Annotated in this window: 15 protein-coding genes, 3 pseudogenes and 1 other annotated feature; of the genes and pseudogenes, 6 read left to right on the top strand and 12 right to left on the bottom strand. The window is 59.6% G+C overall.

Features of this window, described 5'->3' with window-relative positions; translation table 11 throughout:
- Positions 1-79 precede the first annotated feature (79 nt).
- Positions 80-464 (top strand): annotated as a pseudogene (locus tag RI03_RS24845) (transposase); the annotation flags it as partial.
- Positions 387-488 (top strand) — a sequence feature (AL1L pseudoknot). It overlaps the preceding pseudogene by 78 nt.
- On the opposite strand, the gene RI03_RS25150 reads toward RI03_RS24845, so the two are convergent.
- A complete protein-coding gene (locus tag RI03_RS25150; RefSeq protein ID WP_081504281.1) occupies positions 485-2,158 on the bottom strand; it encodes a methyl-accepting chemotaxis protein in 1,674 nt (557 codons plus the stop codon). (Overlaps the previous feature by 4 nt.)
- A gap of 245 nt (positions 2,159-2,403) precedes the next feature.
- On the opposite strand from RI03_RS25150, the gene RI03_RS25420 reads away from it, so the two are divergent.
- Positions 2,404-2,514 (top strand): helix-turn-helix domain-containing protein, encoded by a 111-nt coding sequence (locus RI03_RS25420; protein WP_443208567.1) that lies wholly within the window; start codon positions 2,404-2,406, stop codon positions 2,512-2,514.
- Positions 2,515-2,736: 222 nt separating this feature from the next.
- Here the strand turns inward: RI03_RS25420 and RI03_RS25415 are convergent, their stop codons facing one another.
- Positions 2,737-2,913, bottom strand: coding sequence for a BLUF domain-containing protein (locus tag RI03_RS25415; RefSeq protein WP_081504280.1), 177 nt, complete (start codon positions 2,911-2,913; stop codon positions 2,737-2,739).
- A 245-nt stretch (positions 2,914-3,158) separates the two neighbouring features.
- Between RI03_RS25415 and RI03_RS19240 the strand changes: the two genes are divergently transcribed.
- The 3 genes from RI03_RS19240 to RI03_RS19230 all read left to right on the top strand — a co-directional run bounded on the left by RI03_RS19240 (position 3,159) and on the right by RI03_RS19230 (position 5,527).
- Complete coding sequence (locus RI03_RS19240) at positions 3,159-4,394, top strand: SAM-dependent methyltransferase (protein WP_010219305.1); 1,236 nt, start codon at positions 3,159-3,161, stop codon at positions 4,392-4,394.
- Positions 4,395-4,823: 429 nt separating this feature from the next.
- The gene (locus RI03_RS24295) at positions 4,824-5,261 is read left to right on the top strand and encodes a transposase (RefSeq protein WP_010219304.1); all 438 of its coding nucleotides are present in this window, start codon (positions 4,824-4,826) and stop codon (positions 5,259-5,261) included.
- The gene (locus RI03_RS19230) at positions 5,258-5,527 is read left to right on the top strand and encodes an HU family DNA-binding protein (protein WP_010219303.1); all 270 of its coding nucleotides are present in this window, start codon (positions 5,258-5,260) and stop codon (positions 5,525-5,527) included. Before RI03_RS24295 ends, RI03_RS19230 begins: the two co-directional genes overlap by 4 nt.
- 747 nt (positions 5,528-6,274) lie before the next feature.
- Here RI03_RS19230 and RI03_RS19225 read toward each other — a convergent pair.
- From RI03_RS19225 to RI03_RS22990, 9 genes are all read right to left on the bottom strand, one after another.
- Positions 6,275-6,979 carry a DUF4386 domain-containing protein gene (locus tag RI03_RS19225; protein WP_010188134.1) on the bottom strand — a complete coding sequence of 235 codons (705 nt, stop codon included), beginning with the start codon at positions 6,977-6,979 and terminating at the stop codon, positions 6,275-6,277.
- A complete protein-coding gene (locus RI03_RS19220; RefSeq protein WP_010219302.1) occupies positions 6,972-7,385 on the bottom strand; it encodes a DUF6326 family protein in 414 nt (137 codons plus the stop codon). Before RI03_RS19220 ends, RI03_RS19225 begins: the two co-directional genes overlap by 8 nt.
- 119 nt (positions 7,386-7,504) lie before the next feature.
- Positions 7,505-8,029: a hypothetical protein gene (locus RI03_RS24835; protein ID WP_238542458.1), complete on the bottom strand. Its 525-nt coding sequence runs from the start codon at positions 8,027-8,029 to the stop codon at positions 7,505-7,507.
- Positions 8,030-8,124: 95 nt separating this feature from the next.
- A complete protein-coding gene (locus RI03_RS19210) occupies positions 8,125-9,189 on the bottom strand; it encodes an OmpA family protein (RefSeq protein ID WP_170318419.1) in 1,065 nt (354 codons plus the stop codon).
- A gap of 576 nt (positions 9,190-9,765) precedes the next feature.
- Positions 9,766-10,293, bottom strand: a complete 528-nt coding sequence (locus RI03_RS19205; RefSeq protein ID WP_010219300.1) for a YcnI family copper-binding membrane protein — start codon at positions 10,291-10,293, stop codon at positions 9,766-9,768.
- Positions 10,294-10,341: 48 nt separating this feature from the next.
- Entirely contained in the window at positions 10,342-12,654 is a 2,313-nt protein-coding gene (locus RI03_RS19200; RefSeq protein WP_238542457.1) for a TonB-dependent receptor, read from the bottom strand.
- An 81-nt stretch (positions 12,655-12,735) separates the two neighbouring features.
- Complete coding sequence (locus RI03_RS22995; RefSeq protein ID WP_010219298.1) at positions 12,736-13,149, bottom strand: hypothetical protein; 414 nt, start codon at positions 13,147-13,149, stop codon at positions 12,736-12,738.
- Positions 13,150-13,878: 729 nt separating this feature from the next.
- Entirely contained in the window at positions 13,879-14,793 is a 915-nt protein-coding gene (locus RI03_RS19195; RefSeq protein WP_138995750.1) for a hypothetical protein, read from the bottom strand.
- Positions 14,794-15,632: 839 nt separating this feature from the next.
- Positions 15,633-16,037, bottom strand: coding sequence for a BLUF domain-containing protein (locus RI03_RS22990; RefSeq protein ID WP_010219296.1), 405 nt, complete (start codon positions 16,035-16,037; stop codon positions 15,633-15,635).
- Positions 16,038-16,293: 256 nt separating this feature from the next.
- Here RI03_RS22990 and RI03_RS24830 point away from each other — a divergent pair.
- Positions 16,294-17,051: pseudogene (locus RI03_RS24830) on the top strand (IS110 family transposase); the annotation flags it as partial.
- Positions 17,052-17,107: 56 nt separating this feature from the next.
- On the opposite strand, the pseudogene RI03_RS24825 reads toward RI03_RS24830, so the two are convergent.
- Positions 17,108-17,287, bottom strand: a pseudogene (locus RI03_RS24825) (IS110 family transposase); the annotation flags it as partial.
- Positions 17,288-17,420 lie beyond the last annotated feature (133 nt).

Here is a 17,420-nt window from a genome sequence, read left to right as displayed (position 1 = left end):
CGGCTCGCGTTGCGTGAGATGGACAAATGTGAACCGCCCCGGGTTTGTCGGAGGCTCCAACTGCTGAGAAGGTGAAGCCATGACGAGCAAGACGACCAACAAGTTTGCGCCCCAAGTCCGCGAGCGAGCGGTGCGGATGGTTTTCGATCACGAAAGGGATCACCCGTCGAGATGGGCGACCGTGGTATCGATTGCGGAGAAGATCGGCTGCGTTCCGCAGACGCTGCATGAGTGAGTGAAGAAGGCCAAGGTCGACGGCGGCAAGCGCGGCGGTGTCCCGACCGAGGTGGCCGACAAGGTGAAGGCGCTAAAGCGCGAGGTTCGTGAACTGCGGCAAGCCAACGAGATCCTGCGCAAGCCTTTCCTGAGTTTGTCGAAGGGGCATCGGCATATTTCGCGCAGGCGGAGCTCGACCGCCCGTTCCGGCGATGATCGCTTTCATTGATGATCACCGCAATGCCTACCCTGATTGTGTGGCGACGGATTAGCGCGAGACCTGAGGGTCCTCTACCAGATATTTGACGAATTGATCTGTCGACGACCTTAGAGCGCTGGCACTTTGTGACAGCGCGCCTGCGCTTTTATGGACATCCCTCGAGAGCAGCGAGGCCGCGGATACGGCTGATGCGACTGATTGTATACGCTGTTCGATCGTGGCGGCATTTTCCTCGACGTCGGCGGCACTCGTCGCAATCTGAAAGACATGCTTACGCTGGTCTTCGACCGATCCAGCGATGTTGGCGGACCCTTCGGCAACCTCACGAACCGTGCTCGCCACACTCTCGATCCCGGCTGCTGACTCTGCGACCGCAGCCAGAATTCCTTGGAGCAACATGCTGACGCTATCACTCGCGCGGGCTGCATCACTTGCGAGATTTTTGATCTCGCAAGCCACTACCGCAAACCCGCGTCCCGCCTCTCCGGCGCGAGCGGCTTCGATGGTTGCGTTCAGCGCCAGCAGATTGGTGTTGGTGGAGATCGCCTTGATCGTATCGATGAACGAGACAATGCTTGCGGCTTTTTCAAAGAGCTGAACGATGGTCTCAACGCTTTGGCGGCCTTCGAGATCAGCTGCTTTGGTTGAACTGCACTGCTGTTGATAGGTAGCTGCGATCGAGCCAATCGACCCGCTCAGGCTGCGGATGGAGTTACCGACTTTGCGGATCTGACCGCTGGCCTCTGCTGCACTCGATGCAACATCATCAGCTTCGCGGCGGGCGTTTTCTGCGATGGTGCTTAGACTGATGGACGAGTTCGCCATATCCGAGGCGGCGGTTTCGAGCGATTTGACGACTTTCGATACAGTTCGGTCGAACTCATTTGCAAGGATATGCATCTCGGCATGGCGCTCGACGACAAAACGTTGTTCCGCAGCCTGGCGATGTGCACGCTCCTCAGCCCTGCCCCTCGAGGCTGCTTCAGCCGAGGCAAGCGCGTTTGAGACCTTTTCTATCAGTCGCTGGCTCTCCGCGACCGCTTCATCCTGACGCGTCAGGAGCATCGTAAGGCGGTGCGCGATGACACCAAGGGCCCCGCACTGCAGGAGGACTGCGACTGCGTGGATTACGATCCGACCGGTATTGCCGGATCCGCTAAAAACCCATGCGGGTGCGATCAGCGCGAACAGAATATGGTGTGCAGAAATCATCGCGGAGGCAACGGCGAGCGACTTCCAGTCGCACAGCACTGTCAGCCCCGCGAGCGCCACGAAAAAATACATGTGGCCATCCATCTGCCATGGATGCCCCTGGAGGGCATAGACCAGCAGCGCGGGCATGATGGCGGCGAGCGTGCTGACGATCGCCCGCGCTTCGGTATCGTAACGCGCTCGGACGGCCATGGCAGTGGGCGCGAGATTGACGAAAACTCCGATAGCTAGCAGCGATAGTGACGTTCCATTATCCACCCAGAGGCTGGTGGTGATGATGACGGCAAGCGAAACCCAGCCGGAAATCGCGATGCCAATGACTCCACGTAGGCGCAGCCGGTCTACCGTGCTTGTGGGCGGAACCAGAGCAATGCTGGATGAACGAAACGCTAATCGCAGCGCCGAGAACCGGCCATTTTCCAGCCGCGCCATCACGTATTCACACCAGCCCGGTTGGTCTGGCCGCAGCCAGCGGATGGCGCTGCGATCATGAGTATGTGCTGGTTCCATGCGGCATTGGCCAGGTTAGCGCGTCGACCATCCACGATTATTGATCCGCGTACCGGACCGACGCTAATCAATAAAGCACCGCCACCTAACGCCAGGCGAACCGCCCCGCCCTCATCGGCCGACCAGAGCGGCACCAGGAGCATGCGTCCTGTAGCCGGTGGCCGGAAGGCGAGAACCGTTAGCGCTACCGCAATCGCAATGCATTGCACTGATGGGAGACCAGGTCGGGCGTAGCCAAGGCGCATTTGCGATTGGTACGCTATGAATGGTTACCAAATTCCGAAGTACGACAACTGATTAGACACGTCTTTGGCTGCGGTCGGGTCCTATGGTGCCAAATAACATCGCGGACGTAGGTAGGAATGTAGCGAACGATATAATAGCTGCTGCGAGACCAAGCCTAGCTACGCAAACTTTCGCTTGATCTTGGCAAATTCGCTGAACAACGACCGAGTATTCGGATCAGGCAAATGCGCGACCATATTAGCTACCAAGTTTTTCAGAGAGTCGTCGTCATCTATAAGATCAACCTTCTGGCTTGCCATATCCCAGCGCCCAAACTGCCTTGACAAAACCACTCATGTAGAGAGCTTCACGGACGCGCGGTGACGAGTGTCAAGCTTGATACGTTCGTTGGTCTTATTGATCGCCGCAGCTGGCCCCTCAAGAGCGTAAAGAAAACTCCGACCGTGATAGACCAATAAGGTAGTAAGGTCATCGCGAGCGTTATTTGAATCCCGGTCATTCGCGGTCAGCTAGGCCTTCGCCAAAAGCGGAAGGTCGGCGTCCAGTTCTCGCCGTTGGATCAAGCCGCATTGCTGATCCCCTCAACAGCGCTCTATCTGACAGGCGGACGCGCGACATCATTCTTGGCCGCTTGCCCTTGCTGATTTAGGTTGGCACCTACTGGTTCGGGCTCAGGTGAGCGTGGTGATGGCGCCGAGATCGTTTGTGTCGAAACGGCAGGCCGTAGGGTTGCTTGGCGCGAAGGACGTAGTGCATGTGGCTGTTCGATCGGTTTGCGAGAAATCTTGTGAAGCGCGGCGCGTTGACAATCATCGATGCCGACGGAAAGCACTATCACTACGGCACTCCCGACCGAATGTTCGAACCGTGTACAATCCGCTTTGTTGACCCCAAGGTCGCCAGCTACATAGCGCGTCACCCGCGCCTGGGCGCGGCGTTGGCTTGGATGGATGGACGTCTTCTTGTCGAACAAGGTGACATTGCGGGCCTGATCGATTTGATCCGCGGCAACGCCGTCTGGGAGGACGGCAAGAGCTCGCTTGGAACACGCAACCCGTTCAAGCTTGCTTGGGCCACGGCAACCGCGCAAATTCGGCAGCTCAATCGGATTGCAAAATCTAAGCAGAATGTCGCGCATCATTATGACATAGGAGATCGGCTCTACGATTTGTTCCTGGATGCAGACCTGCAATACAGCTGCGCCTATTTTACGGACGCTGACAATACGCTTGAACAAGCGCAGTATGACAAGAAAGTGCACATTGCCGCCAAGCTGGCGCTAAAGCCGGGCCTGCGCGTCCTCGACATAGGGTGCGGCTGGGGTGGCATGGCTCTCTATCTGAACCGCGTCGCCGATGTCGACGTGCTCGGCATTACGCTGTCGAAGGAGCAACTGAAGACGGCTCGGCAGCGTGCGGAGGACGCGGGTGTTGCGGATCGAGTCAAGTTCGAGTTGATTGACTATCGCCAGATGACGGGCCGGTTCGACCGTATCGTTTCGGTTGGTATGTTCGAGCATGTGGGGGTTCCCAATTATCGAAGGTTCTTTCACAAATGTCGTGCGCTGCTGGCGGATGACGGCGTGATGTTGCTTCATACCATTGGACGGATGGGCGGCCCCGGACAGACCGATCCGTTCACCGCGCGCTACATATTCCCCGGAGGGTACAACCCAGCGCTTTCCGAGATTGTAGGTGCAAGTGAGTCGGTGCGGCTGATAACCGCCGATGTTGAGACGCTACGTCTCCATTATGCGATGACTATTCGCCATTGGTATGACCGGACTGTGGCCAGTCGCGAAAAGATCGAGGGAATGTTTGACGCGCGATTTTATCGTATGTGGACCTTTTATCTTGCTGGAGCGATGGCAGCGTTCAAGCATGGTGTGATGTGCAACTATCAGGTACAAATGATTCGCAATCGTCGCGCGTTGCCAGTCACCCGCGGATATATCACTACGACGGAGCAGGAACTTACCGCACCGGATTAGCCATTATCGGCTTTTTTGGATCAGGGGCGCTAAGGGTTCAAGCGACCCAGTTTTACGAGAGTGCTCGTCACAGCATCTAGACATTAGCCGCCGCCCTAGACTAATTCTGCGAACGACAGCTTATCTATCGCCGATTGAGTCAATAGGCAGACCATCGTACGCTCGCTTCGCGAGCGTCGAGAGCTGTGGTTGGGACGGAGCGTCGGGTGCCCACCACCTATTGCCGTTCCGGCCTTGATCCAGCGCGTGCGTCCCCTAAAAGCTAACCGGCAGCTATCGGGCGCGGCAGCGGTCGGTCACAGACCGCCCAATAGATGGTGTATCGCGGCGGCTGCATTTCGACAGCAGATGAGATTGCAGCCCCTTCACGTACGATGCCTGAACCGGAGTCGAGCCTGACCTCGTGCATCGAGGGAAGGAGTGAGAGCGATGACGCATTTCGTGGGTCTGGACGTCTCGGTGAAGGAGACGTCGGTGTGCGTGGTGGACGACGCCGGCAAGGTGGTGTGCGAGCGCAAGGTGCCGACCGAGCCGGATGACATTGCCGTGCTGCTGACGTCGGTTGGCGGCGATTACGAGCGGAAGGGTCAGCAGCGTGCGTCCGTCGCACCGAATGTGGTTTCTGTCTCACGGAGCATGGGTTTTCCGCATCGATCCGTCTCACGCAATGTGAGCCGGAAACTGCCCTTTATTGCAGTTCCGGCGTCGCATCATTGCGAGCCGCCGCAAATAACGGCGAGGTCATCGCAGGCTAGCGGCCATGCAGGGCCGGCGGCGCACGATGTGCGACGGATGCCCGCAGACGGGATTGTTTCGGTTTCGCGCAGAGGTAAGACGGGCTTCTTTCAAGGGAGCCTGACGATATGAACATCGGTGAATTCGTAAAGGGTGTGGCAGCCGCCACAGGGACGGGTGACGCGGAGGCTAAGAAGTTTGTCGCGGCCGTGTTCGACCAGGTCGCTAGTGCTGCGGCAAAGGGCGATGAGGTCTCAATTCCCGGCTTCGGCAAGTTCGCTGTGAAGAGTCGTCCTGAGCGTCAGGGACGCAATCCCTCGACCGGTGAGGCGATTACCATCGCAGCATCGAAGAACGTGTCGTTCACAGCCGCCAAAGGGCTGAAGGAGAAGCTTTAAGGTGTGTGCCGGCGAGCATGCTCGCCGGCACTGGCATGGCAGATCCCCACCAGGTCGCGCCATCGGCTAAAAGCGTGAGCAGACCATCTCTGATTGCGAGCAGGCGCGGATGATAGCGAGTACATTGCCAGTTTGCGTGAGCAGCGCGCGTCGTCCGCTGCCAGCTAATCTGAGCAGAAAACCATGCTGTTTGCGAGTAGATGCCGCTACGATTGCAAGCGTCTACAGCTAGTGGCAACCCGGATGAGTACGACCCCCGCTGGCGGGGCTGTCCAGCTCTAAGGATAAGGCCATCAGTGGCTGACAATGGAAAGGCCGTCCCGAGAGGGGCGGCCTTTTGCTTTTGCCTTAGTCCTGTCCAAGAAACGTCGGAGTCTGTTGGAAACTCTGAGGTCGACCGGACAGTCGTAGTTACGCGTAACAAGATACGCGTGCGGCCCTGACGGTGCTGCAAGATTATGCTGCATATTTCTAAGCCGCATTTTTGTTGCTTGCCGTCTCACCGGCGCGGAACGGGTTCCGGTTTTTCAGCAGTCTCGTCGGTTTGTTGAACACCTAAAGTGCCTTCTGGCCGGGGCCGCCCTCCAATGGCTACTCCTTCTCATAACTCCGTATGCGGAGCGAAATTTTGAGAATTTGAATTGGGAACGGATTTTGGGGAAACCGTGCCGAGGCAGGGCGGGCGCACGGGCGTAATGAGCGGGCTTCCCGTGCGAAGTTCCCAATCGGGAAAACGGCGTCGAGTAATTAGCGGTCGCGCTTGGATCGCCTGCCTGCGCCAAATACGAGCAGCCAGAGCGCCAATGTCACCTCACCGATTAGCGTCGGGTCCATCAAGTGCGGCGACAGCATGCGGGCGAAGGCAGGCACCGCCAGATTGGCGATGCTGTTGAGAATGTAGCACGCGCCCGCCAGCGCCATCAGTGCGCCGATCGTCTTGGGGAGGAAGCCGCTGCGCCATACTAGCCAGCCCAGCATCAGGCAGTAGATGCCGAAGAATACGAGGCTCACGTCATAGCCGTCGCCGTGCACCTTGAGCGCGAGCAACGTTACCGCATCGCGTTGTGACGATCCCAGCGCAGCGAGATAGGGGGGCGCCGCCAGCAGCCGCAGGGGGACGAGCAGCAGCAGGGTATCGGCCGCCAGCACGGCAATACCGATCAGGCTGAAGGCAGCCGCCATCCGCGATACGCCGGCATGGACGGAGCGGAACATGTCGAGGAATAGTGTCGTCACCCCGACGTAGCAGGCCAGCATCGCAAGATCGGCGGCGAGGCCGGCACGGAACAGTGCTTCGTTGGCAAGGATGGAGCGGGCTGTGGCGGCGGCATCGCTACCGACGATCAGCGATCCACGTGATCCCACCTCGGCAAACAATCCGAACACGATCGTGCCAAGGTAAAGCGCGCCCGTGAGGCGTGCGGTAGACGGTGCCGGCGCAGTCTCAGCCACGTTGGACCTCGCTGAGCCAACGGGCCGCGATGACGGTGATCGCCAATGTCAGCGCCATCTCGATCACCGCCAGCACCTTGTAAAACGGTTCCGAGCCGGGAATGCTGCCCGCCATGATAGCCGTGTAGAACAGGCAGAGGACGATGCACGTCCAACGGAGTATGCGCGCGGGCAGCAGAAGCGACAGGGCCACGATGAGACTTGGAACCGCCATCATCAGTGACGTCGCCGTCAGGAGGTAAGGTGTCGCGTGGCCCAACGGCCCCATGCTGCCGTGGTTCATGTCCGCCAGCGTGCCGGCGACGTAGAGGGCAATATAGTCGCCGTAGAGGTAGCAGAACATCGTGGATGCCCAGAGCGCCGCCAGCTTTACCTTGGGCGGTGCCCGATACTCTTCCAACGCCACCTGCGCCCCCCAGTCAGTGTGTTGTTATGATAACACAGCAATGCCGTTGCTGCAACGATGCGTGGGGGGGGAGTGGTTTTCCCAGTTCTAGATCGTTTGTGGAAAAGTCACGATGCTTGTCAGAGCATCATTGGCGTCAGGCAACTCGCGATGCCAAGTAGCCCGATAAAAGTAATGCGCACGCCGCGATGCTGGACGATAATGGCAGGCAGTGCGAGCACGGCAATCCCGATGGCACTTGCCGTAGCGAATATCTCACGAAATCCTCGGCCCATGCCTGCACCGGCTGCATCGTTGCCAACTTCGTGATCGGTTGCACCGGTGTAGAGCAGCCACAAAATGATCGCGTTCCATAGGATGAACACCACTACCACCAGCGTGAGGCTATCACGCCAAGGTCGAATAGGTGCGGGTGGCTGATCGTTTGGCATTTCTACCCGTACCAGGGGAGCCGGCGTGAGCCTACGATTGGATGCCAAACGGTTGTTTATAAAGAACGGCGGAAATGCAGCCGCTTCCACGATGCACAAATTCGATGCACGGCGATTAGCGGGCGGCTCGATGAAATCCCGAACGTCATGGGTTTCGAGAACGGGCTGACGGCAGCGTTGCGCAGGAAACCGCCATTTGTTGAACGGTGCCACAACCGTTCAGATGAAAATGGGTTAGGTGCTGCCTCGCAGACCATCTGCGCAAACTAGTAGCGGCGTGCAGCTTCTGCCAACGAGTTAGGGACGGCCTACAGCTTAACCAGCTCAACCCGTCGGTTGGCAGCCTTGCCTGCTTCGTCCGTGTTATTCGAGACCGGGATCATGCGGCCATAGCCTTTGGCTTGGAGGCGGTCGGATTTGATGCCGGCTGCGACGAGCGCTGCCTGCACGGCCTTCGCGCGACCATCCGAAAGCGTAACGTTGTGATCGTCGGACCCGGTGTCGTCGGTGTAGCCATTGATCGCGAGCTTAAGCGACGGATCGCCCTTGAGGAGCGCGATCACAGCATCCATCTGCGGACCTGAGGTTGGCAGAAGCTGCGTCTGGTCGGTCGCGAAGTTGACGTGGATCACCGCCTTGCCGATCTGGTCCAGAGCGGTCTTAAGCTGGTCGGCGGGCAGCAGCACCGCTGTCGGCACGAACGGTTTAGTCTGCACGACGGCGAACGCACCTTGCGCCGTGTTGGTCGAATAGTTGATCCAGATGGCGTCATGCGGGCGATGGATAACCCAGGTCTCGACCGGGTCGTTATAGGCGTCCCCAAGACCAGGCGAGATCTCACTTCTGACGGTGTCGGGCAGTGCTTTCAACGTATCGTACGGTATCTTACCCTCGAAAACTTTGACCGCTCCCGCCTGCTGGAAAAGCGTCTGCATATTTTTTTGCAGCTCATAGCTGGAGAACTGCTTGTTCGGGGCGGCGTCGAGAGTGACCATGAATGTCTGGCCCTCGATGTCGTTGAAGGCCTTGCCAGTCCAGAACGGAAAATGACCAAAGCCGACTTCCTTCGGCGTATTCTGCGGCGCGTAGTTTGCGGGCCAGCCGAAGAAGGGGAATTGCCGAGCGGCGCATTCGAGATTGGCACATTGTCGATCGAGAAATCGGCCGGCATCGGCGCTGCAGCAGGTGGAGCCGGGCTCGCTGAAACAGTCGCCGCCGTGACGTTGGTAGCTGTCGCTGTTTCCTCGACCTTCTGCTTGCGATGACAACCGACTGAAAGCAGCGCCAACGGCATCACGGCCAGAATGATCTTCCGCATGCGATCCCCCATACTCACCGAGGGGATGGTAACCCACATGGCTGGCGGGGGGCAATCGGCATCGTGAGAGCATGGGCAAGCGAACATCGGATTTCGCCGAAAGGGTAGACGCTTCTTATCGAAGACCAGGAGCTTGCCTTGACGGCGGCTGAAAGGCGCTCACAATATACGTGTCTGACTTAAAGGGTTTGGGACTTTAGAACGTATATGCGGGCGGCATAGCGGTCCGCCATGCCTAGGTGCGCACGCTGCACCGCAACATCTCCCGGCACTGCTGCCAACTCGCGGGATTGTCGCTCGCGCAAGACAAGAAATGCCATATCTTCGGGTTCGGCCATGTTGGTGCTCCACGTGCAAGCGGGAGCCAGTCTTTGCCCTCAGTCGCCATCCTGCTCGCGGCATGATAGGTGGCGATGTCTTGCCCATACCACGAAAAAGCCCGGCGGGTTAGGCCGCGCCCCTATCTCGCTTCGTAAAGGCGAACGATTGCTTCCTACCACTTTACGTCGTTCGCGATCCGCTCCGATCGTTTCCCATACTACTACCCTGACCGGTTTCGAGAAGCCGCGCTCATTCTCAAATCTCGATCCAGTTATGGGAATGAGTTAAGACTATGAGCGGAGGACGTGAGCTACATACTCATGGCGCCGGCACTGGGCTTGATTAACTCAAGCACCGGCGCGGGCGTTTTGACCGAGTGCCATGCCTGACCGGCTGCGGGGATCGTTGTCCAACTGGTGCTGCTACTCACGCACCGCTGGATTGTCGGGAAGTAGAGCGGACCCGTAGCGTCCGGCAGCTTTAGCATGACCCCAAACTGATCGAACTCGTCGGGCGCAAGCTGCCCGGTCCAGGTGATCGCGGCTACGCGATCGTTTACCATCTCGCCGCCCTCGCTGCGAACTGGAGATGGAAGGGGTGCTCGCTCGATCGCGACCGTCCACCCGGCTTTGGGCTGCGGCCGCGCTACGGTGACGTTCGCGGGTATCTCGACGCGGATCGCCAGGGTCGGCGAGCCGGCGCAGCCGTGCGAGACGCGGAAGAAGGCCGCGTGATAGCTGCCAGCCGGCGCGCTCGGCTCGGCCAGGGTAATGTGTGCGATGGCGGCGGTACTGATACCAGCCAGCGAAGCCGCGAGGGCAAGGTGTCTCGATCGCATGATGGTTCCCCAGTGGGGCGAGACGGTTGCGCCGTCTCGCCGCAAGTGTCAGATGGTGATCTTCACGTCGGCAGCGAACGTGCGCTGCGGGAAGGGGTGAAACAGGAAGTAGCGGTCGTTGTTGACGTTATCGACGCCGAGCCCGAGCTGCATGTGCGGCGTAATGCGGAACTCGGCTCGCAGGTCGACCACCAAGTACTTGTAGAAGCCTTGGTAGGTGTTGCCGACAGGGTCGCTGTTGTCGATCGTGCCGTAGTTGCGGCTGGCGTAGCGCGCGGCGGCGGTGAGCGCGACCGCGTCGAACGGCCGCCAGGTGACGACCCCGGTCGCCTTCCAGCGCGGTACGGAAGGCAATAGCTTGCCGACTGCGGCGGGCAGCACCGTATCTTTACTGGTGATCGCGTCGGCGTAAGTAAGGCTGCCCTGCACATCGACGCCGCGGATCAGGTCGGTACGCTGCCCGGCCAACTCGAGGCCACGGGCGCGCGTGCGATCGACGTTCTGAACGTAGGTGCCGAGCTGCGCCGTGCCTGCAAGTGGCCCGGTCTGCGAGATCAGGGCGTCGTCCACGACCTCGTTGAACAGCGATACCCGCAATGTGCCGTGCCCGTCATGCTGCTCCAGCGCCAGCTCCTCCGATCGCGCCCGTTCGGGCCTGAGCGTCGGATTGGGCACGGACGGCACCGGCGAGGTGACGATCTGGTACAGCTCGCCCACGGTCGGGAACCGCCACGCCTGGCCGAACGAGCCGCGCAAGGTGAGGTGCGGGCCGAGCTCCCACGCCAGCGCCGCCTTGGGCGAGAGTCGGTTGCTCGACAGCGTTGGTTGATTGATCGGTCCGATCGCGGGGATCTGCGAGTAGTTGACCCCATCGTAGGCCCGCCACCATTCGTAGCGTCCGCCGAGCGTCAACGTGAGGGGGCCGGCGAACCGCCAAGCATCCTGCGCCCATACCGCGTAGGTCCGCGTCCGGCCGCTACCTTCGAGGTTCAGCGTGCCCTCCGCGCCGTTGACCCAATCGGCGGTGTTGTAGCGGTTGCTGGCGAGCGCGAACCAGTCGCCATGCAGGCCGAAGCTGAGCACGTTGGTCGACGCCGCATCCGAACGCCAAGCGCCCTTCGCATCGAGCGTCTGCCAGTCGGTGCCGTCCAAGTCGGTGATGAACCCCGCCCCGCTCGTCGCGCCGGCGGGCAGCGCCGTGTTGCTGATGCGTTGGAGGTCTTTGCCGACCACATAGTCCGTGCCGATCACCTGCCAGTCGAACCGGCTGGTGTGCCCGTCGAACGACAAGTTGTGCGACCATTGCCGCTGATAGGTATGGTAGGTCTGCCCTGCGAACGTCGCAGGCGATAGCGTGTAGCTGCGGCCGGCGTTGTTGATGCTGCCGGCATAGATCGGCAAGCCGGACGCCACGCCCGTCAGGTATGTCTCGCTGGTCGCGTTCGTATCGTTGAGAAAGATGCTGCCGACATAGGTGAGGCGCAGCGACGACGTGAGGTCGAGCGCCGCCTTCAGCTTGAAGCGGTCCTGCACCTGATGCTCAAAGGCGGTGGCGCCGAACACCCGGATCGGTTGGGCGGTCCGGTTGAGGTCGTCGTAGCCGCCCGTGGTCGCAGTGCCCGTCGCGCTGACGGCGGCCGGTACCACCGCGGTCGCGAACCCTAATGGCTGGGCACGGCTGTCGACGTGATCGGCGCTGGCGAAAAGCGCGAGCGGCCCGAACCGATCACCGACCGTGCCGCCCACCTGATAGGCGGGATAGGTGCCATGCGTGGCATACTGGTCATATTCCTGCACGCTGGTGCCGGCGGTCATCGTCGCCTCGAACCGGTCGGGCAGGCGCGTCGTGATGTTGACCACCGCGCCGATCGAGTTGCCGGGATAGGCGGCGGAGAAGGGCCCGTAGATCACGTCGATCCGCGCGATCTCCTCGGTCGACAAGAGCTGCCAGCGCGGGGAGGCGGTGGTGTTGTTGTTGCCGATCAGCGCCGACAGCAGCGCGCCGTCGGCGTAGATCAGGCTGCGCGCCGATGCGCCCAAGCCCGAGGTGCGCGTCGCGAGCGGAGCCTGGCTGTCGCCGATGTGGCGTTTGCGGACCACCAGGCTCGGCAGGTACTTGAGCGTGTCCTCGACGTTGCGGGCGTTGATCGTCGTCTCGATCGTCGCGGCGTCGACCGATGCGGTGGAGGCTGGAGCGTTCTCGATCGTCTGCGTCTGGCGGCGCGCGGTCACGAGGATGTCCTCCGGCGGTGTGCTGGCGGGTGGGGATGTCTGTTGGGCAGCTATAGGTGTCGGCAACGCAAGCAAAATGGAGGCGGGAAGTCCGGCGAATGCCGGATGCCCGATGGATGGCATGGTCATGGAAAGCTCCGCACGGAAACGGGCGCGCGGAACGACACCCGCGCGCGTGAGCCGACCGATCACCCGATCGGTCGGCGGCGTTCAGGCAGGGAGCGGTGGTGGGGCGTGGGACGGCGGCGGGGGCGCGGCGAGGCCGCGACCGGGCGCTGTGAAGATTGAGCGACCGATGTACGCGACCGCAACGGCGACGACCGGATCGGCCGCGACTGTTGGTGGATCAGGAGTGGTAGGCGTCGCGGCGAGGCCGGCGAAGGGACATTCGTGGTCCGTAGTGCCGTGCGACGGCGCCTTGCCGGGATGATGATGCCCGCCCCCCGACATGGCGGTCGTCATGCCAGGCATCACGCCTTGGCCATCGCAAAGGACAATCGGCTGGGCGAGGCTGGTGCCCGGCATGAACCCGGACGGGAACAGCAGACGGAGTGCGAGGGCAAGCGTACCCAACACGACGAACAGGGTTCGCGTCAGCGTCGGTCCTCTTGCCTCCAGCAACATTACGCCTGCCTAGCGGGCGCGGTGCGGCGTGTCGCGGGCTAAGGCATGAAGACGCGCCAAGCGTATCAGCCCGTCCCGCAAACGAACGTCTGTCGGGACAGCCGGGCGGGATGCGTCTGGCGAGATCGCTTCCCGATACCTGTTCCCGATTGAGTTTTCCCGAAATGGCCCGCTGGACATGGCGAAACGGGACTGCTGCGGGTTGCCCGAACGGCCGGGAGTGGGCGGCAGCCGCCGTGCGCCGAGTGTCACAACCGTTCGAGACTGTTGAAAAACTCGGTCCGTATGCAAGAAGTATCACAATCGTGCATTCAATCGGCGACAGAAGCACGAATATATCGTTCCAAGGTATCTGTTCGCTAGGGAATTACAGCAGGGCGCAACTATCCTAAGTGGTCAATGTTTTTCAACAGTCTCGAACGGTTGTGACACCGCGCACAGACGTCAAAACCTTCCCATTTTAGCGATTGGGCCGAATTTCGGAAATGCCTGCGCTTTCCCACTTCACCATCCTTTTCGAGAAGGGCAGCAGCTTCACGCAATGTTGGCTATCGCTATCCCGGTTCCCAGAAGCAGACGTGCCGCTCTCCACCTCGTCGCGACGTTAAGACATCCACATCGTGGCGATCGTTGGTGAAAGCCGACCGGCAGGCAAAACGGGGTAGAAATGCCCGAGAACGAAAGCTGCCTGGGAATGAGTAGCAAGACCCTTGTCTTGGCACCATGCATTCACTGATCGGACTGGGGCTCAATATTGATTTTACTTTTTTCGCGAATGCGAGCGTTTATCGCCTCCGCGATTTCTGCCTTCTTTGCGTAGCCCGCTCGGTTGGCGTTTCCTTCGTAGAGTCCGGTAAGATAACCGCGGTCCCAGGTAGTGAGTTCGGCCGGCGGCGATGGCGCGTTGTGAGCAAACAAGCTGAGAATGGTAGGTTCGCTTGTCACCGCTTCTACACCTCGAAGTCGTGCGAGTGTCCGCATCACTGCGTAATCGGCAATCTGCTTCAACGACTTTCCCAGTACGGCAGAATTATCGATCAGTATCATCGACCACAGAATGTCCTGTCGCATCGGTACGTCTATGATTGATGCAGACTGCACCGGAAGATAGTAAGATGCCCCAGCGATATTCACTCCGGGTGGCCCAAACTTGCTCGGAAGTTGCCCCTCGGCTCCGCGAAGATCAGTTGTCGTAATAACCCGGACTGGCCCCGTTTCGCTCATGAGTGTTCGACGCTCATTCAGCGATTGATCGGCGAATAACCTAGGCCTCTGCCGAAACAGCGTGTTCACAAGCGTTTTGCCGTCATCAACGAGAACGATCATCACGTTGGGCTTGCAGCCTTTTGCCCGAACGTCGAGCTTCGCAAGCCTGGCATCTTTCTCGAGACGGTACCTTACCGTCTCGTCATGTGGGGCGACGAAACCATCTACGCCAAAGCACACTGACGTCGTGAAGCGCGCCACCTGACCGTTCGTCATAGCTGTCATATGGTCTACCAAATGCCGCACTGTCTTTTCGCGAGGCTCAGGCCGCGCAACCACCACGATTGGGGTTTTGTCATCAGCCGATTGTGCAGCAAGGATCGATGCGGGGATTAAACCCCATAAAGCGAGGCCGATGGAGTACCGGATGACTTTCATGCTGCCCTCCTCACGGGTCTGACAGTTGCAACCTTCGCGCTCCTTATACCGCTCCACCCCGACTCATTGGTTCATCGGCCGCTCGGCCGAAGGACTCAAGCGCAGACGCTCACAGAATTTGGGCTGCGGAGCAATGTCCTCTTTCCACCAGACCGGGTCATCCCTGATGCAAAAATCAAAAGTTTTGCATCAGAGCCATCCCGCCAGCTGCATTGCCGGGAAGCTGTCACCTGCGTAGCCTTTCGAATATCGACTAGGAACGCAGTTATGCGACAGGCCAGATTATCGGGTAGATTGGTTGCCGCGGTAGCAGTGGGTTTGATTGCCGGATTTGCCATAGCGCTATGGTGGACAACATGGCGCGGAACGTCGGCGCTGACGGCAAACCTCGACTCGAAATGGAAAACTGCTTCGGCTCAGTTTGATAGCCGCCTGCATGGGCGCTTCCCCATAGGCACCCCAATTTGGAAGCTTTCTAATGAACTGAAATCTCAAGGCTTCAAGCCGACGTGGTTCCAGGAAAATGGGGAGTATGGAGCCACGCGAATCGAGGGCAGTTTTGTCTGCAACGTCGCGGCGCAAGTATATTGGCGATCTGCGGACAACCGGACGCTCTCGGCGATACGTGGGCCTATCAAGAGGAAGGCTGCCTCTGACCGGCGATGATGCAAACTCACAAGTTCTGCATTAGGCTGGGATCGGTGAAAAACGGGGTTTTTGTGATGTAGAAATCTGATGCGTATCGTTGGTGGCGAATGGCTGAGTTTGATGGAAAGCGGAACGTGCAGTTTGCGCAAGAGCATCGTCTAAGCAGACATTGCGACTGATATAACAACGACTTAGGTAGCGTGCTTCCTTGCAAACTCAGCAAAGTAGACTCGGACTGTGGGATCTGTGATCGGAGCGATTAACGCTGCTACATCTTTTGCAATCGTGGCATCGCCCCGCAAAGTTCCACTGGGTTGATGCCCCATTGCCCATCCAGGGAAGCTGCGCTCTGTAATGGGGCGGTTATCTAGTATAACCGCAGCGAAGTGACGCGCATCGCCTTTTATGCGCTCATATGTCTGCATGACGGCACTCGATGGGCCTTCCAACGTCTGTAGGAATCGACGCCCGCCCACTATCAGTAGTCCTGTGACGTTCACGGCGGCGTTGTTCCGGCGTGAAGTACGTAAAATGCCATCAAGCTCAGCGCTTGATAATGTAGCCCGTGCGGTGCTGATGTAAATAAGACGTATCAAGTCGGACTCCTCTGAGGCGAAATCTAACTGCAAAATCTAAATGCATCGTCAAAACGGCCGGAATCCGAGGGCAAACGACAGTAAAAAAAAGTCGCCAATGAGGCCGAGTGGACGAGCGTGAACGTTCAGTTTGGTCGAAAGGTGGTGTATCGCGGCGGCTGCATTTCGAGAGCAAATGAGATTGCAGCCCCTTCACGTACGATGCCTGGATCGATGTCGAGCCTGACCTCGTGCATCGAGGGAAGGAGTGTGAGCGATGGCGCATTTTGTGGGTCTGGACGTCTCGGTAAAGGAGACGTCGGTGTGCGTAGTAGACGATGCCGGCAAGGTCGTGTGCGAGCGCAAGGTGCCGACCGAGCCGGATGACATTGCCGTGCTGTTGACGTCGGTCGGTGGCGATTACGTGAGAGTCGGTATCGAGGCCGGGCCGTTGTCACAGTGGCTGGTGAACGGTCTCGCCGAGGTGGGCCTACCGGTCATCTGCGTCGAGACGCGACACATGAAGGCGCTGTTGCAGGCGCAGCAGATCAACAAATCCGATCGCAACGATGCCCGCGGATCGCCCAGATGATGCGGGTCGGCCTGTTCAAGCCGGTGCACGTGAAGACGCTAGCCGCGCAGGAGCAGCGCATGCTGCTGACCAGCCGCAAGCTCGTCCAGCGCAAGCTGATCAACATCGAGTCTGACATGCGCGGCACCCTCCGCAACTTTGGCCTCAAGGTCGGTGTCGTCAGCACGGTAGGCTACGAGCCCCGGATCCGTCACCTGGTCGAGGGCTTTCCGCGACTGGCGGCGATCGTCGAGCCGTTGCTGACGGTGCGGCGGGTAATGCGCCAGCAGCTGGCCACGCTCCACAAGATGCTGCTCGACACGGTCCGGCACGATCCGGTGTTCCGGCGATTGATGACTGCGCCCGGCGTCGGTCCGGTGGTTGCGCTCACCTATCGGGCCTCGATCGACCAACCCCAGCGCTTCGTTCATTCCAGAGCGGTCGGCGCGCATCTCGTGTTCACGTACTGCGCCGGCATCAGCTTCACATCGTGCCCGAGCGCGACCAGTTCTCGCGCTCAGTAGTGCGACGACTCGCATGCTTCGATACCGACCAGGCAAGGCGGGAGCTTAGCGAAAAACTTCAGCAGGCGCCCGCGCGTCAGGCGCTGGCGAACAGCAGCCGTGCCATCAGCATCAACCCCATGCACCTGAAATACGTTCTTTGCGATATGCAGACCGATCGTCCTGACGTTCCCCATCGTGGTTCTCCTTCCGGCTCTCCACAGATCATTCTGCGCGAGGGGTGGAGAGCCGTCCACGTCATCACTTGCAGACATTCCCGCCCTCTTCTTTTTGCTCAAGATCTGGCGTAATCAGCAATGAAACAAGGTG

Origin of the sequence: Sphingomonas sp. PAMC 26621, assembly GCF_000251145.1 — a bacterium.
Taxonomy (GTDB): Bacteria; Pseudomonadota; Alphaproteobacteria; order Sphingomonadales; family Sphingomonadaceae; genus Sphingomonas.
Note: the sequence above shows the minus strand (reverse complement) of the source record. Positions and strands in the feature narration are given on the sequence as shown.

Bases quoted from the DNA above. Each gene is read 5' to 3' on its own strand.
- RI03_RS19195 (WP_138995750.1), bottom strand. From the start codon at position 14,793: ATGAAAGTCATCCGGTACTCCATCGGCCTCGCTTTATGGGGTTTAATC.
- RI03_RS19205 (WP_010219300.1), bottom strand. From the start codon at position 10,293: ATGCGATCGAGACACCTTGCCCTCGCGGCTTCGCTGGCTGGTATCAGT.
- RI03_RS19240 (WP_010219305.1), top strand. From the start codon at position 3,159: ATGTGGCTGTTCGATCGGTTTGCGAGAAATCTTGTGAAGCGCGGCGCG.
- RI03_RS22995 (WP_010219298.1), bottom strand. From the start codon at position 13,149: ATGTTGCTGGAGGCAAGAGGACCGACGCTGACGCGAACCCTGTTCGTC.
- RI03_RS19200 (WP_238542457.1), bottom strand. From the start codon at position 12,654: ATGACCATGCCATCCATCGGGCATCCGGCATTCGCCGGACTTCCCGCC.
- RI03_RS25150 (WP_081504281.1), bottom strand. From the start codon at position 2,158: ATGGAACCAGCACATACTCATGATCGCAGCGCCATCCGCTGGCTGCGG.
- RI03_RS19230 (WP_010219303.1), top strand. From the start codon at position 5,258: ATGAACATCGGTGAATTCGTAAAGGGTGTGGCAGCCGCCACAGGGACG.
- RI03_RS24295 (WP_010219304.1), top strand. From the start codon at position 4,824: ATGACGCATTTCGTGGGTCTGGACGTCTCGGTGAAGGAGACGTCGGTG.